Here is a 16,438-nt window from a genome sequence, read left to right as displayed (position 1 = left end):
ATGATCCCAGTCGTGTCAGGATCGCCCATGTACACCTACATCGCCAAACGGCTCTTGGTCGCCATACCGACGCTTTTGATCATTTCGGTCTTCGTCTTCTCGCTGCAGAAGCTGCTGCCCGGCGACCCGATCCTTGCCATGGCCGGTGAGGAACGCGACCCGCAGGTTCTCGAATTCCTGCGCGAGAAATACCGGTTGAACGATCCCGTGCCTTATCAATATGTCCGCTGGCTGGGTGCGGCACTGCAGGGCGACCTCGGCATCTCGCTGCGCACCAACCAGCCGGTTCTGCATCTCATCGGCGAAAAGCTGCCGGTCACCATCCAGCTTGCCATCATGTCGATGATCTTCGCCTTTGTCATCGGCGTGCCGATGGGCATCCTGGCGGCCGTCAAGAAGAACACGATGATCGACTATCTCGCCAACATCATCGCGCTGACCGGCCTGTCGATCCCGAATTTCTGGCTCGGCATCATGCTGATCCTACTGGTTTCGGTCAATCTCGGCTGGCTGCCGGCATCCGGCTACGAACCATTCTTCAGCAACCCGTTGCGTTCGCTGGAGACCATGCTGATGCCCTCCTTCGTGCTCGGCAATGCGCTGGCAGCGACCCTGATGCGGCATACACGCTCGGCGATGCTGAGCGTCCTCAGCACCGATTACATCCGCACCGCCCGCGCCAAGGGGCTTGCTGAAAGCTCGGTCGTGCTCGAACACGGCTTCCGCAACGCGATGCTGCCGATCGTGACGCTGACTGCCTTGCTCTTCGGCGAACTGCTTGCCGGTGCCGTGCTAACCGAGCAGATCTTCACCATTCCGGGTTTCGGAAAGCTCATCGTCGACGCCGTCTTCAACCGTGACTACGCCGTCGTCCAGGGTGTGGTGATTTGCACGGCGATCGGCTTCATCCTGATGAACCTCTTGGCCGATATTCTCTATGTCCTGCTTAATCCACGCATGAGGGCCGCCCTATGACCGCGATCGGAGAGACCGTCATTCCCTCTGCGATCGACCGCACGCCGAGCCGCGCCTGGCGCAAGCTGAAGGCCAACAAGGGCGCCCTCGTCGGCCTTGCGATCATCGCCTTCTTCGCCATTCTCGCCATTGCCGCCCCCCTCCTTCCGATTCCCGATCCGAACGCCACAAGCTGGTCGGCGATCCGCAAGGCGCCCTCCGCCGCCCATTGGCTCGGCACCGACGACATCGGCCGCGACATTCTTTCCCGGATGATCTGGGGTGCGCAGGCCTCGCTGATGGCCGGCGTCTTTTCGGTCGCGATCGCCGTCGTCATCGGCGTGCCCTTCGGCCTGATCTCCGGTTATTTCGGCGGCTGGATCGACATGGTGATCTCCCGCATCACCGAAGCCTTTCTGGCCATGCCTTTCCTGATCACCGCCATCGCGCTTGCAGCCTTTCTCGGCCCGAGCCTGACCAATGCGATGATCGCGATCGGCCTTTCGGCCATGCCCGTCTTCGTGCGGCTGACGCGCGGCCAGGTGCTCTCGGTAAAGACCGAGGAATATGTCGAGGGCGCCCGCTCGATCGGCCTCCGGTCCTCAAGCATCATCACCCGGTATATCCTGCCGAACGTCTTTGCACCGATCCTCGTCCAGGCGACGCTGACGATCGCCACTGCGATCATCGCCGAGGCGAGCCTCTCCTTTCTCGGCCTCGGCCAGCAGCCGCCGGCGCCGAGCTGGGGCTCGATGCTGAACGTCGCCAAGAATTTCCTCTCCCAGGCGCCATGGATGGCGATGTGGCCGGGTGCAGCAATCTTCCTCGTCGTCATCGGCTTCAATCTCTTAGGCGACGGCCTGCGCGATGCGCTCGATCCGCGCGAAGCATGATTTCTCGAAAGGACATTTGACATGACCGCATTCACGACCCGTCCCGAGATCCTCGGCACCTTCGGTGTCGTCACCTCGACGCACTGGATCGCCTCGGCCGTCGGCATGAGCATTCTCGAAAAGGGCGGCAACGCTTTCGACGCGGCAGTGGCGACGGGCTTCGTGCTGCAGATCGTCGAGCCGCATCTTTGCGGTCCGGGCGGCGATATGCCGGCGGTGATCTATTCGAAGAAAAAGGACAAGGTCGAGGTCATCTGCGCGCAGGGCCCCGCCCCCGCCGGCGCGACGATCGAACACTATACGGCGGAAGGCCTGAGCCTGATCCCCGGCGACGGGCTGCTTGCGACCGTCATCCCCGGCTCCTTCGATGGCTGGATGCTGATGCTGCGCGACTATGGCTCGATGAGCGTGCGCGATGTGCTGGAGCCGGCGATCTATTACGCCGAGCACGGCCATCCGATGCTGCCGCGCGTCTCCGCCACCATTAAGGGGCTCGCCGCCTTCTTCGAGAAGGAATGGCCGACCTCCTACGAGACCTGGCTGCCAGGCGGCAGCGCCCCCCAAGCGCATGCGAATTTCAGGAATCCGGTGCTTGCCGAAACCTGGAAGCGCCTCATCGCCGAGGCGGAAGTGAAAAGCGGCCGAGAAGCTCAGGTGCAGGCGGCCCGCGACGCCTTCTATCGCGGCTTCGTCGCCGAGAAGATCGACGATTATCTCAAGACCGCAGAGGTGATGGATGCAAGCGGCAACCGCCACAAGGGCGTTTTGACCGCCAACGACATGGCCAACTGGTCGGCGACGATCGAGGAGCCGCTGACCTATGATTATCATGGCTGGACCATCGCCAAGATCGGCCCCTGGGGCCAGGGTCCGGTCTTCCTGCAGACCCTGTCAATCCTCAAAGGCTTCGATCTCGCTTCGATGAACCCCGCTGGCGCCGATTTCGTCCACACCGTCGTCGAGGCGATGAAGCTCGCCTTCGCCGACCGCGAAGTCTATTACGGCGATCCGAATTTTTCGGAGGTTCCCATCGCGCATCTGCTGTCGGAGACCTATGCCGCCGAGCGCCGCAAGCTGGTCGGCACAGATGCCTCCTTCGATCTTCGCCCCGGCATCGTGCCTGGCTTCGAAGCGCAGCATGATCTGACGATGAAGATGCTCGGCACAGATTCCAAGACCGGCGCCGTCTACGAGCCGACCATGGCGCATCTCTCCGAAAAGCGCGGCGATACCGTGCATATCGATGTCATCGACCGCGACGGCAACATGGTTTCCGTCACCCCATCAGGCGGCTGGCTGCAATCCTCGCCGACCGTGCCCGGCCTCGGCTTCTGCCTCAATTCCCGTGCCCAGATGTTCTGGCTGAAATTAGGCCTACCGACGTCGCTTGCGCCCGGCAAGCGGCCGCGCACGACGCTGACACCGTCGCTCGGCCTCTATGAGGGCCGCCCGACGCTCGCCTTCGGCACACCGGGCGGCGATCAGCAGGAGCAGTGGCAGCTCTCCTTCTTCCTGCGCTATATCAATCACAAGCTGAACCTGCAGGCGGCGATCGACCAACCGCTGTTCCACACTTCGCATTTTCCGGGCTCTTTCTATCCGCGCACCCGCGAGCCCGGCAGCCTGATGGCGGAAGCGAATTTCGGCCCCGATGTCCTTGATGCCCTGCGCCGCAAGGGCCACAAGCTGACGGTCGCCGATCCCTGGACGATCGGCCGGCTGACCGCCGCGAGACGCGATGCCGACGGGCTGTTGCGCGCCGCAGCCACCCCGCGCCTGATGCAGGCCTACGCGATCGGGAGATAGTCATGACCTGGTCCATCGTCGCCCGTGATCCCTTGACCGGTCATCTCGGCATCGCCGTCGCCAGCCGCTTCTTCGCCGTCGGCGCCCTTGTGCCGCATATTCGCGGCGGCATCGGCGCCGTCGCCACCCAGGCCTTCGTCAGCCCGCTTTACGGCGTCGACGGCCTGTCGCTGCTTGCCGCCGGCAGGGCACCGGAGGAGATCATCGCCGAGCTGACCGCGCGTGACGCCGGCCGCAATCAGCGGCAGTTGCACCTCATTGACGCGAAGGGGCGCAACGCCACCTTCACCGGCGCAGCATGCATCGACTGGGCAGGGCACCTGATCGACGAAAACGTCTCGGTCGCCGGCAACATGCTCGCTGGTCCCGACGTCATCACTGAGACGCTTGCCACCTACAACAAGGCGATGGACAAGCCGCTGGCCGAACGCCTGCTGTTGGCGATGCAGGCAGGCGAAGATGCCGGTGGTGACAAGCGCGGCAGGCAGTCCGCCGCCCTCGTCATCCACCGCGATCAGGATTATCCCTGGCTGAGTATCCGCGCCGACGATCATCCCGATCCGCTCGCCGAACTTGTCCGCCTCCATGCGGTGGCGGGTGAACGCTACCTGCATGTCGCCGAGACGATGGCGACGCGGCAAAATCCGAACGGCATGACCGACAGGCGCGAGATCGATGAAAAGATCGCGGCGCTGGAAGCGGCCCGCATCGCTGAAGGCAGGCCTTCCGCCTCCTTCACCACGCCTTTGAAGACGTGAAGCAGATAAAACTAAGGGAACGATATGAGTGATGTTTCTTCGGCCCCCGCCTCTCCGGTTCTCTCCGTCCGGAACCTGACGACCTCCTTCCTCGTCGATGGCGACTGGAAGCGGGTGGTGCGTGACGTCTCCTTCGACGTCCTGCCTGGCGAGACGGTTGCAATCGTCGGCGAAAGCGGCTCGGGCAAGAGCGTCACCTCCCTCTCGATCATGCGATTGCTCGCCAAGGGATCGAGCCGCATCGATGGCGCCATCACCTTGAACGGCAAGGATGTTCTCACCCTTTCGGAAAGGGAGATGCGCCGGGTGCGCGGCAACGACGCCGCCATGATCTTCCAGGAGCCGATGACATCCCTCAACCCGATCTTCACCATCGGCCGCCAGATCTCCGAAGCGCTCACCTGCCACGGCGAGATCGGCAAGGCCGAGGCGCGGGCCGAGACCGTGCGCCTGCTGGAAAAGGTCCGCATTCCCAACGCCGCCTCGCGCTTCGACGAATATCCGCACCAGTTCTCAGGCGGCATGCGTCAGCGCGTGATGATCGCCATGGCGCTCGCCAGCCGGCCGAAATTGCTGATCGCCGATGAGCCGACGACGGCGCTCGACGTGACGATCCAGGGCCAGATCCTCGACCTGATCAAGATGCTGCAGGAAGAAGAGGGCATGTCCGTGCTCTTCATCACTCACGACATGGGCGTCGTCGCCGAAATCGCCGACCGCACCATCGTCATGTATCGCGGCGAAGCGGTGGAAACCGGCACGACCGACGACATCTTCCATCGCGGCAGGCATCCCTATACCCGCGCTTTGCTCTCGGCCGTGCCACGCCTCGGCTCGATGGCCGACCGGAAATGGCCGCTGCGTTTCCCCGTCGTCGATACCACGACTGGTGAACGGCGCGAGCCGGTCGAGGTGGCCGATACCGTCGACCGCCGCCGGACGCCGATCCTCGAAGTCAAGAACCTCGTTACCCGTTTCGATATCCGCGGCGGGCTGCTTGGCGGCAAGACGGGCGCGATCCATGCGGTCGAGGACGTCTCCTTCGATCTCTTCCAGGGCGAGACGCTGTCGCTCGTCGGCGAATCCGGCTGCGGCAAATCGACCACCGGCCGCTCGATCACCCGCCTCGTCCAGCCGAACGGCGGCAGTGTCAGCCTCGACGGTTATGACGTGCTGAGCCTTGACGCAGTCAGTCTCAGACGGATGCGCCGCAGCATCCAGATGATCTTTCAGGATCCCTTCGCCAGCCTCAACCCGCGCATGACCGTCGGCGCCGCCGTCGCCGAACCGATTACGGAGCACGGCCTCGGCACTGGCGCCCAGGCTCGCGACAAGGCGGCCGATCTTCTCGAACGCGTCGGGCTGAAATCCGACATGATGAAACGCTATCCGCACGAATTCTCCGGCGGTCAGCGCCAGCGCATCTGCATCGCCCGCGCGCTCGCACTCGATCCGAAGGTGATCGTCGCCGACGAAAGCGTTTCGGCCCTCGATGTCTCGATCAAGGCGCAGGTCTGCAATCTGCTGATGGACCTGCAGCAAAGCCTCAACCTCGCCTTCCTATTCATTTCTCACGATATGGCGGTGGTCGAGCGCGTCAGCCACCGTGTCGCGGTGATGTATCTCGGCGAAGTCGTCGAGATCGGCCCGCGCGCGGAACTGTTCAGCAACCCGCAGCACGCCTACACGAAGAAGCTGATGGCAGCTGTGCCGGTTCCCGACCCCTCACGGCGCGGCATCAAGCGCAACCTCGGAACCGACGAGCTCAAGAGCCCTGTCCGCCCGGTCGGCTACGTCGCGCCGCCACGCCGATACCGGGAAGTGACGGCAGGCCATCTGGTGCGGGTCGATGAAGCCGCCTGAACGCGAAAAAACCACTCTCCAAAGCATCAGAAAAACAAGTATTGCGGGAAAATAACCCGCGCCGGTGGCGCGCGGACCGTCTTTTTTGCTGCACCGCTTATATGACTTCTGCTAGATATTATTTTACCGATAATTATTAACGACCGATTCCACCCTTTTGTGTTCTCTTATCCTTGCGAATCAAAAAGGTTTGATTTGCCCGGGGACGGCCCCCATGTTGAAGCATGGGGCGATGCAACAGTTGGGTAGGAGCCTATGCTGCAACGGATTGAAGACATTGATGCAGCGCTCGTCGACAGGCTGCAGCATTCGGCATTCAAGTACTTCCTGAAATATACCAATCCCGAAAACGGCCTTGTGGCGGATACCTCGATCGGCGGGGTCCCGTGCAGCATCGCAGCCGTCGGCTTTGCGCTTTCCTCCTATCCTGTTGGTGTCGAGCGTTTATGGATCAGCCGCGAGGAGGCAGCCGAACGCACGGTCAATACGCTGCGGTTCTTCGCCGAGGCGCGCCAGGGCGAGGAACGCCACGCCACCGGCCACCGCGGCTTCTTCTATCATTTCCTGCACATGGATACCGGCCATCGCGCCTGGAACAGCGAGCTTTCGACCATCGACACGGCGCTGCTTGTCGCCGGCATCCTCACGGCCGCGCAATATTTCAATCGCGAAGACGACGAGACGGAAACCGAAATCCGCGAACTCGCCACCTTCATCTACGAACGCGTCGACTGGCGCTGGGCGCTGAACAAGGGCGACACTATTGCCATGGGTTGGAAGCCCTCTTCCGGCTTCCTGCGCTGGCGCTATCACGGCTTCGACGAGGCGATCATCCTCTATACGCTGGCGCTCGCCTCGCCGACGCACCCGATCCCGCAATCGAGCTACGACGCCTTTACGTCAAGCTATTCCTGGATGCTGCATGGCGAGCAGTCCTATCTCTATGCGGGGCCGCTGTTCATCCACCTCTTCTCGCATGCCTGGATCGATTTCCGCACCATTCAGGACAAGCCGATGGCGGAGCGGAACTGGGACTATTTCCGCAATACGCAGGTGATGATCAACGTCCAGCGTGACTATGCCGAGCGCAATCCCGGCCAGTTCGTCGGCTATAACAGGAATATCTGGGGTTTCTCCGCCTGTGACGGCCCGCCGCCGACACGGCGCATGCGCGGCGGCCGCCAGCCGAAGGTTCTGGGTTATGCCGCCCGCGGCGCACCGCTCGGCCCCGATGACGGCACGATCGCACCCTGGGCTGCACTTGCCTGCCTGCCCTACGACCGGCAGGCGGCTCTCGACGGCACCAAGGCGCTTCTGACCACCTATCCGAACCTGCTCTTGGAAGGCGGCTTCCCCGGCGGCTTCAACCCGACGGTCAAGACCAAGCGGCCGGAAGGCTGGGTGGACGACCGCACCGTCGGCATCGACCAGGGGCTTGTCGTCATGACCATCGAGAACGACCGTTCGGATTTCATCTGGAAACTGATGCGGCAATCGCCGGTCATCCGCCTCGGGCTCGAGCGCGCCGGCTTTACCGGTGGCTGGCTCGAAGGCATCGAGCCGGAAGAACTGGTACGCAAGGTCGGCTAGGTCTAGAGCTGTCGCGCGGTATCAGTTCTCGAAGACATGCGCCTTGCCGGCGATATCGAGGCGAACGAGGTCTCCCCGCGCTGGAAGCGCGACGCTCGAGGTCTTGATCAGGATCGGCGGCAGCGCCACGCCGTCGAGCGAGACGGCGACCGTGCAGACCGCGCCGCCGAATTCCACCTCGACGACACGCCCGCCATAGTCGCGATCGCTTTCATCGGCGACGACACGGATCTGCTCGGGCCGCAGCATGATTTCCGCTTTCCCCTGACGACTGCCCTCGACGGCTACACGGCCGAGGGCACAGTCTGCGAGGCCGTTTCGGATGATGGCGGGAAGCAGCACGGCATCGCCGAGGAACAGCGCCGTCTCGCGATCGCGCGGATGCAGATACAATGATTGCGGCGACCCGGCCTGGATCAGCCGTCCCTCCCTGAGCACCGCCACCTGATCCGCAAAGGTCAGAGCCTCTTCCTGGTCATGGGTGACGAGAATGGTGGTAATGCCGGCCGCCTGCAGCACACGCGCAACCGCCTTGCGCATGTTTTCACGCAGGCCGGTATCGAGTGCCGAGAAAGGTTCGTCGAGCAGCATCAGCCGCGGCTTACGGCCGAGCGCGCGGGCCAGCGCCACACGCTGCTGCTGCCCGCCGGAAAGCTGATGCGGACGCCGGACCAGCATGCCGCGGTCGAGCTCGACCATGTCGAGCAACTCGACGATGCGCTTCTCGCGATCGGGTGCGCCTCGTTCAAAGCCGAAGCCGATATTCTCGGCAACGCTCAGATGCGGAAACAGCGCACCGTCCTGCGAGACGATGCCGATGCCGCGCTTGTGTGCCGGTACTGTCGCCGGACCGTCCGCGAGCAGGTCGCCATCCAGCGTCACCCGGCCGACATCGGGTTGCTCGAAGCCGGCAATGATGCGCAGCAGCGTCGTCTTGCCCGAACCGGACGGGCCGACGACCGCCGTGCGGCTGCCCGCCGCGACGTCGAGCGAAATATCCTTCAACGCCTGGACGGGGCCATAGCGCTTGCTGATGTTCTCGATCGTAAGCAGCGTCATTGGCCGGCGGTCCGTTTCGATTGGGTATAGAGCATCAGGGTCAGCGGCAGCGACAGCACGACCATCATGAAGGCGTAGGGGGCGGCCGAGACATAGTCGATCTCGCTGGTCAGCGACCAGAATTTCGTCGCCAGCGTATCGACGCCGTTGGGCGACAGCATCAGTGTCGCCGTGAGTTCATTGGTGATGCCGAGTGCGGCCAGCGCGACGCTGGCAGCCGCTCCCGGTGCTGCAAGCCGCATGGTGATCTGCCGCACTGCCTGACCCGGAGTGCGGCCGAGGCCCATCGCGGCGCGCTCCAGCTCCACCGGCGCCTGGGCGATGCTGGCGCGCAGCCCGACCATGGCGCGCGGCAGGAAAAGCATCACATAGGCGACGAGCAGCGTTGCGAAGGTCTGATAGAGCGGCAACACGAGACGCACGGTGATCGTCACCAACGCTAGCGCCACGACGACGCCCGGCAGCGAGCCGACATAATAATGGCAGGCTTCGAGCACCCGCTGGAAACGGCCGGGCGCACGCACGGAAAGCCAGGCCATCGGTGCTGCGGCAATCGTCGCCAGCACGCCGCCGACAACGGCAAGCACGATGGTCTGCAGGAAGGCGCTGCCGACTTCGATGCGCCAGATATCGATGCCGCCGAGATAGAGCCAGCGGCCAAGCGTCACCAGCGGCACGCCGAGCGTCAATACCGCCAGGATGACAGGCAGCAAAACGGCGGGCACCATGAACCAGCCCAGCCGGCGGCGGTCTGTGGGGCGTGGCGAGCCGGAGCCGACGCGGGCATAACGTTCGTTGCCGCGCACCAGCACCTCGAAGCCGAGCAGAAAAAGACAGCAGGCGACGAGCACGCCGCCGAGCATGTTGGAGGCCGGGCTGTTGTAGGAGGACTGGAACTGGTCGACGATCGCCGTCGCGAACGTGTCGAACCGGATCATCACGAACAGGCCGTACTCCGAAAGCAGATGCAGCGCGATCAGCAGAGAACCGCCGCAGATGGCGAGCCTGAGCTGCGGCAGCACGGCGCGGAAGAAGACGCGCCAGGGATTAAGGCCCAGCGAGGCCGCGGCATCCTCGATAGCCGGATCGAGACGGCGCAGCGCTGCGGCGACCGGCAGGTAGAGGAACGGATAGTAGGCGATGACCGAGACGAAGACGCCGCTCTGCAGGCCGCGCATGCCGGGAACGAGGCTGACCCAGGCATAGCTGTGCACGAAGGCAGGCACGGCGAGCGGAGCGATCGCCAGCCAGGCCCAGAGCCGGCCGAAAGGAATGTCCGTCCGCTCGGTCAGCCAGGCGAGCGTCACGGCGAGTGCGATCGACACCGGGATGGTGATCGATTCCAGCAGAACCGTATTGACGAGAAGTTCACCGACGCGTGGCCGGAAGACCAGGGTCTTCACCGTTTCCCAGCCGACATCGTAGGTTACCCAGCCGATGAAGCCGAGCGGCACGAGACTGAAGATCGCGACGACGGTTGCAAGCAGGATCACCGAAGCGTGCGGCATGCGTCCGCGCGGCAAAACCATTCGCGTGGCCCTCGGCGCGACCGGCGCCTGGTTGCCGGATGCGAGCAATCTGTTGTCCTGCAGCAAGGCCGATGCCTTTACACGCTGAAAAAGGAAGGCAACCGCCTTTGAAAGGCGGTTGCCGGATGTCGTCATGCCCTAAGGTTTTCTTGAGCCAAATGCAATAGTTTTGGCCGGAAGACGCCTGCGGCAGAAAGGTCAAAGCATGTCGCGCAAAAGTGTGCCGCGGTTTTGCGACGACGACATGCGGAAAACCAAAGATCTAAAGTGTGGCGCGCCACGCTTTAGATCAGGCCGGCGGCCGTCATCAGCTCGACGACCTTCTTGCTGTCGAGGGTCGAAGCTTCGACCTTCGGCGCGTTGAGGTCGGCAAGCGGCGTGAGCTTGTCGTTGGAAGGCGCATCCTTGCCGATGGCATATTCATAGGAGGTGCCGTCCTTGAGAACTCCCTGGCCTGCCTTACCGGTGACGAACTTCAGGAAAGCCTGGGCTTCCTTCATGTGCTGGGTAGACTTCAGGACGCCGCCGCCCGAAACGCTGACGAAAGCGCCCGGATCCTGGTTCTTGAAGTAATGCATGCCGACATTCTTGCTGTTCTCGCCGGTTTTCGCCTGATCGCCGAACCAGTAGTAGTGATAGATGACCGCGCCTTCGACTTCGCCCGCATTGACGGCCTTCATGGCGACGCTGTTGCCCTTGTAGGGGGTGGCGTTGTCCTTGAGGCCCTTCAGCCATGCCTTGGTGGCATCTTCGCCCTTCAGCTGCAGCAGGGCTGCGACGATAGCCTGGAAGTCGGCGCCGGCAGGTGCCGCACCCCAGCGGCCCTTCCAGGCCGGATCCTGGAGGTCGAGCAGCGACTTCGGCAGCTTGTCTTCGGTGAGCTTCGTCTTGTCATAGGCAAAAACGGTGGTGCGGGCGGCAATGCCGGTCCACATGCCGTCAGCCGGGCGATACTGATCCGGAACCTGATCCAGCGTTTCCTTTTCGATGGGAGCGAAAAGGCCCGCGCCATCGACCAGCGTCATCGCCGGCGAATTCTCGGTCAGGAATACGTCGGCCGGAGAGGCGTCGCCTTCCTGGATGATCTGGTTGGCGAACTGCATGTCGCTGCCCTGGCGCATGGTGACCTTGATGCCGGTCTCCTTGGTGAAGGCATCGATCCATTCGCGGCCGAGGCTTTCGTGCTGGGCATTGTAGACGACGAGACCTTCATCCTGCGCATTGGCGCTGCCTGAAAGCGCGGTGGCGGAAAGAAGCGAAGCGGCAAGCGCGAGGGAAAAACGGTTAAGAGCAATTTTCATGATGGCCTCCGTAGCGATGTCACCCGAGCTCTCCAAGGGCGATCAGAGGCGTATATTTTTCCTGACTGGCAATTTCAAGTTTGGCTTGGCAGGAAAAGACATCACAATATCTTGACTAAATATTTCATATTACAAGGGAATAAGTCTCGATTTGAACAAAAAGGCGGCACTCCCGAGCGCCGCCTCTCTTTCAGCCCGCCTATTCGACGTCGAACTTGACGCCTTGCGCCAGCGGCAGCGTCCTGCCGTAATTGATCGTATTGGTGGAGCGGCGCATATAGGCCTTCCAGGCATCAGAGCCGGATTCGCGGCCGCCGCCAGTCTCCTTCTCGCCGCCAAAGGCGCCGCCGATTTCGGCACCCGATGGCCCGAGATTGACGTTGGCGATGCCGCAATCCGAACCGCGCGCCGAGACGAAGGTTTCAGCCTCGCGCATGTCGTTGGTGAAGATCGACGACGACAGCCCTTGCGGCACGGCATTGTGCAGCGCCAGCACTTCGTCGAAATCGCTGTATTTCATCACATAGAGGATCGGCGCGAAGGTCTCATGCTCGACCGGTCCGGTCTGATCGGGCATTTCGACAAGCGCCGGGCGAACGTAGAAGGCCTCGGTCGAGCCGGTTTCGACGCGGTCGCCGCCGGTCACCGTGCCGCCGGCCGACTTCGCCTCGCCAAGCGCTGCCTGCATGTTCTTAAAAGCCTGGCCGTCGATCAACGGTCCTACAAGCGTGCCGGTCTCCAGCGGATTGCCGATGGTGACGGAGCCGTAGGCCTTCTGCAGGCGCGGCACCAACTGGTCGTAGATGCTGTCATGCACGAAGAGACGGCGCAGCGTCGTGCAGCGCTGGCCGGCCGTGCCCATGGCGGAGAAGGCGACGCCACGCAGCGTCAGGTCGAGATCGGCGCTCGGGCAGACGATCGCCGCATTGTTACCGCCGAGCTCAAGAATGGCGCGGGCAAAACGCTGCGACAGGCGCGGACCGACGGCGCGGCCCATGGCCGTCGAGCCCGTGGCGGAAACGAGTGGGATCTTCGGATGGTCGACCAGCACTTCGCCGACCTCACGGCCGCCGATGATCAGCGTCGACAGATTGGCCGGTGCGGTACCGCCCTCGGCGACGAAACGCTTCAGCGCCTTTTCGAACAGAGCCTGCACGGCAAGCGCCGTCAACGGGGTCTTTTCCGAGGGCTTCCAGACGGTGGAATTGCCGCAGACCATCGCAAGTGCTGCATTCCACGACCAGACGGCAACGGGGAAATTGAAGGCGGAAATGATGCCGATCACGCCGAGCGGATGCCAGCTTTCCATCATCCGGTGCTCGGAGCGTTCGGTGGCGATCGTCAGGCCGTAAAGCTGACGGGATAGGCCGACGGCGAAATCGCAGATGTCGATCATCTCCTGCACTTCGCCCAGACCTTCCGAAGTGATCTTGCCAACCTCGATCGAAACGAGACGGCCGAGCGCCGCCTTGGAGGCGCGCAGCTCTTCGCCGAGCAGGCGGACCAGTTCGCCGCGCTTCGGCGCCGGCACGGCACGCCATTCGAGGAAGGCCTGGTGCGCCGCTTCGATTGCCGCCTTCGTCTCGGAAACGGAATGTTCCCTGAGTTTGCCGATTTCCTTGCCGGTGACCGGCGAGGTGACGGAAAGCGTGCCGCCGTGATAGCGGCCGGCATCGACGCCGAGTTCGGCAAGCAGCTTGGCGGTTTCGGTGGCGAGATCGAGGACGGCGATGGTCATTGTCGTGTTTCCAATCTTATTGTGCTTTAGAAGCGGGCATCGGCGAAATGGGCAACCTGAGCGCCGGCTTCGTACCATATTTCCTTGAGCGCGCGGAAGCTCGGTTCGGTGGGCGCAGTCAGCGGTAGCGGCAGATCGGCTTCCGGAAGCCGGCCGAGGATATGCTCTGCCAGCGTGCGACCAAAGACCGTGCCGGGTGCAATGCCGCGGCCATTGTAACCCGAAAAGCCGACGACCCCAGGCGCGAATTTGTGGAAGCGCGGTAGCGCATTGTCGGTCATGCCGATCTGGCCATACCATTCGCACTCGAATTCGACATCGCCGACCACAGGGAAAAGCCGCTTCAATGCGCGTTTGGCCCAGCCCTTGTGTACGGCAAGCCCGGTATTGCGCAGCGCCCCGACACTGCCGAAAACGAGCCGGCCGGCCTGATCCATGCGGAAAGAGGAGAGGATTTCCTTGGTATCCCATGCGCCTTCCCGCCCTGGCAGGATCGACTGACGCAGATTGTGGCCCAGCGGCACGGTGGCGAAATTGAAATAGGGCAGATGCACCTGTTCGCTGCGCACCTGCTCCCACGGGCCGGTGCTGTAGGCATCCGTTGCGACGATGATCCACTCGGCGCTGACTTCGCCGCTTGCCGTCTTCACGGTCCAGCGGCTGCCATTGCGCTCCGTCGCGATGACCGGGCTGGATGTGTGAATGGCGACGCCGGCCTTGACGGCGGCATGGGCAAGGCCGCGCGCATAGGCAAGCGGCTGCAGCGTGCCGGCGCGTTTGTCGAGCAGCGAGCCGGTATAGGCATCGCTGCCGATGCGTTTTGCCGTTTCCGCCGCATCGAGCAGCGTCACGGCTGCGCCGCGGGCGGACCATTGCGCCGCGCGATCCTCGATTTCCTTCAGCCCGTCCGCGCCGACCGCGCAATGCAGCGTGCCGTTCCGTTCGAGTTCGCAGGCAATCTGATGTTTGTCGATCAGCTCCATGACGAGCTTCGGCGCATTGCCGAGCAGATCGAGCAGACGTTCGCCATGCACCGGGCCGAGCACGTTGGGCAGATCGTTCGGCATCACCCACATGCCGGCATTGATCAGCCCGACATTGCGCCCGGCGCCGCCGAAGCCGATCTCCTTGGCCTCCAGCAGCACCACCTTCGACCCGGCCTCGGCAAGATGCAGGGCGGAAGAGAGGCCGGTGTAACCGCCGCCGACGATGACGACGTCGGCCGACATCGCACCGTCGAGAGGCGAGGTCGTCGGCGCTTCGGGCGCTGTCTTTTCCCAGAGGCCGTGGGAGCGCGGATCATTCAGCATGGCTCAGTCCGATCGGAGCGAAATCGCGGGTACTCTAATGCAAAAAAGAAAGTGTTGAACCTGGCATTCACGCAACGGTCTTCAACGGCAGGCCCGCAAGGCCGAGCGCGGCCAGCGCCGAATCCAGCGATGCCGCCTGGCGTTCGGCGTAAAGTGCCAGCTCGTCCTGAACGGTAGCGCCAAGTGCTGCCTCGAAGGCGTCACGGTTCGAGCGGGTCGCGTAGTTCTGCTGCTGGTCGGTGCCGAGGTTCGACTGGAAGATGCCGGCCGCGCTGACGGGCAGGAAGTCTTCGTAGACGATCGGGGTGAAGGCGAGGTAACCCTTGGCAATCAGCGACTCCGGATCGCCGGGCAGCGTGCTGCCGGCCGCAGCGGCAATGCCCGCAGGCGTCGCGGCATAGCGGAAGAAGGCCAGATCCTCGTTGCGCAACTCATCCCAGCTGTCCGGCAGTGCCCTGAAACGTGCGGCGAGTTCGTCGTCGTAGGCACCGGCCTTGGCGCCGCCGGCGCCCACCTGCACCTCGCCGCGAACCGAGGCGAGCAGCTGGTCGTAGAGCGCCCGGCCCTTCGCCGTCAGCGCCACGCCGCGCTGTTCGATCTCGCCGAAGCGGGCGGTATGTGTCCCTTGAATCGCACCGTCATCACCGGAAAAGGCGATCATTTCTTCCAGCGCCTTGAAACTCGTCTGTCGCAGCAGGATATCGCAATGACGGCGCGGCGGCCCTTCGATGACGGCCTTCGGCGTGATGCCGCGTTCCGGCATGCGCGCCTGGACCGCGTCGATATCGAGCGTGCGCGGCGTCAGATGGTTGATATGCGGCCCTTTGAAGCTGACGACGTCGGCGATCAGCCGGTGGGCATCATGCAGGCGCTTATAGGTTTCGGCGCTGACTGTCGCTTCACCATGCCAGCGGAAGGTTTCCAGCGCCTCGGCAACGAATTCCGTCGCCTCTGCATCGGTCAGGCCGCCGTTCTGCTCGTGGCGCTCGATCAGCGTGACGGCGCGCGGCGTATAGATCCGCCGTTTCGCCAGAAGGGCTTCGGCCTCGCGGCGCAGCCCTTCGTCCTCGATCAGCTCCAATCGCAGCAGCGAGGTGAAGACCCGGAATGGATTGACGTTGAGCGCTGCCTCGTCGATTGGCCGGAAGCTGGTGGAATGAACCGGCACACCGGCGACCGAAAGATCGTAATAGCCGACCGGCTGCATGCCCATGACCGCAAACAGCCGGCGAATGGTGAAGAGCTCGTCAGCCGTACCGAGCCGGATGGCGCCGTGGCGCTCGACATCGATGCGCTCCAGCTCGCCGGCTTGAGCCAGACGTTCGCGCAGATCGGGATCGTTTTCGAGGCAGCCGGCATTCACATCCGCCACCAGTTCGATCAGCGTGCCGTATTGCGGCACCTCCGCCCGGTACATCTGCGACATCGCCTCGGTGAACAGCGATCGGATGCGGTCTGGGGAAACGAAGGCTTGCGGCATTGAGAAACTCCGGATCATTCCGTTTTTGCAGGATGAACCTCTTTACACGCGCGACAAAGCCTCAAATATCGCTATTTCGGAAATAGCCCATTCTGAAACGGAATGACCATGCTGACGTCCAGACGTTTTCTGCCATCGATTTCGCATCTCGCCGCCT

At 63.1% G+C, this 16,438-nt stretch carries 12 protein-coding genes; 6 read left to right on the top strand and 6 right to left on the bottom strand.

All coding sequences use genetic code 11. From position 1 onward, the window contains the following. Positions 1 to 27 precede the first annotated feature (27 nt). From HX899_RS14355 to HX899_RS14330, 6 genes are all read left to right on the top strand, one after another. Positions 28 to 975, top strand: coding sequence for an ABC transporter permease (locus HX899_RS14355; RefSeq protein ID WP_171600231.1), 948 nt, complete (start codon positions 28 to 30; stop codon positions 973 to 975). Continuing rightward, positions 972 to 1,847 (top strand): ABC transporter permease, encoded by an 876-nt coding sequence (locus tag HX899_RS14350; RefSeq protein ID WP_138389418.1) that lies wholly within the window; start codon positions 972 to 974, stop codon positions 1,845 to 1,847. Before HX899_RS14355 ends, HX899_RS14350 begins: the two co-directional genes overlap by 4 nt. Before the next feature lie 21 nt (positions 1,848 to 1,868). After that, on the top strand, positions 1,869 to 3,653 hold the full coding sequence (locus tag HX899_RS14345) for a gamma-glutamyltransferase family protein (RefSeq protein WP_181292717.1): 1,785 nt from the start codon (positions 1,869 to 1,871) through the stop codon (positions 3,651 to 3,653). 2 nt (positions 3,654 to 3,655) lie between these two features. Then, complete coding sequence (locus HX899_RS14340; protein ID WP_180194886.1) at positions 3,656 to 4,411, top strand: DUF1028 domain-containing protein; 756 nt, start codon at positions 3,656 to 3,658, stop codon at positions 4,409 to 4,411. A 24-nt stretch (positions 4,412 to 4,435) separates the two neighbouring features. Further along, complete coding sequence (locus HX899_RS14335) at positions 4,436 to 6,274, top strand: ABC transporter ATP-binding protein (RefSeq protein ID WP_181292716.1); 1,839 nt, start codon at positions 4,436 to 4,438, stop codon at positions 6,272 to 6,274. 255 nt (positions 6,275 to 6,529) lie between these two features. After that, on the top strand, positions 6,530 to 7,864 hold the full coding sequence (locus HX899_RS14330) for a glucoamylase family protein (protein WP_180194888.1): 1,335 nt from the start codon (positions 6,530 to 6,532) through the stop codon (positions 7,862 to 7,864). 21 nt (positions 7,865 to 7,885) lie between these two features. Here the strand turns inward: HX899_RS14330 and HX899_RS14325 are convergent, their stop codons facing one another. The 6 genes from HX899_RS14325 to HX899_RS14300 form a co-directional block, all read right to left on the bottom strand. Beyond that, positions 7,886 to 8,923: an ABC transporter ATP-binding protein gene (locus tag HX899_RS14325; RefSeq protein ID WP_180194889.1), complete on the bottom strand. Its 1,038-nt coding sequence runs from the start codon at positions 8,921 to 8,923 to the stop codon at positions 7,886 to 7,888. Further along, positions 8,920 to 10,587: an iron ABC transporter permease gene (locus HX899_RS14320; protein ID WP_138331872.1), complete on the bottom strand. Its 1,668-nt coding sequence runs from the start codon at positions 10,585 to 10,587 to the stop codon at positions 8,920 to 8,922. The genes HX899_RS14325 and HX899_RS14320 overlap by 4 nt, the downstream gene beginning before the upstream one ends. A 149-nt stretch (positions 10,588 to 10,736) precedes the next feature. After that, on the bottom strand, positions 10,737 to 11,753 hold the full coding sequence (locus HX899_RS14315; protein ID WP_138331873.1) for an iron ABC transporter substrate-binding protein: 1,017 nt from the start codon (positions 11,751 to 11,753) through the stop codon (positions 10,737 to 10,739). 199 nt (positions 11,754 to 11,952) lie between these two features. Next, complete coding sequence (locus HX899_RS14310) at positions 11,953 to 13,491, bottom strand: aldehyde dehydrogenase family protein (RefSeq protein ID WP_138331874.1); 1,539 nt, start codon at positions 13,489 to 13,491, stop codon at positions 11,953 to 11,955. A 26-nt stretch (positions 13,492 to 13,517) separates the two neighbouring features. Further along, positions 13,518 to 14,801 (bottom strand): FAD-binding oxidoreductase, encoded by a 1,284-nt coding sequence (locus HX899_RS14305; RefSeq protein WP_138331875.1) that lies wholly within the window; start codon positions 14,799 to 14,801, stop codon positions 13,518 to 13,520. 67 nt (positions 14,802 to 14,868) lie between these two features. Then, complete coding sequence (locus tag HX899_RS14300) at positions 14,869 to 16,299, bottom strand: VOC family protein (protein WP_138331876.1); 1,431 nt, start codon at positions 16,297 to 16,299, stop codon at positions 14,869 to 14,871. Positions 16,300 to 16,438: the final 139 nt, after the last annotated feature.

Origin of the sequence: Rhizobium sp. WYCCWR 11146 (genome assembly GCF_013591995.1) — a bacterium.
Taxonomy (GTDB): domain Bacteria; phylum Pseudomonadota; class Alphaproteobacteria; order Rhizobiales; family Rhizobiaceae; genus Rhizobium; species Rhizobium indicum.
This window is presented reverse-complemented; position numbering and strand designations above follow the sequence as displayed.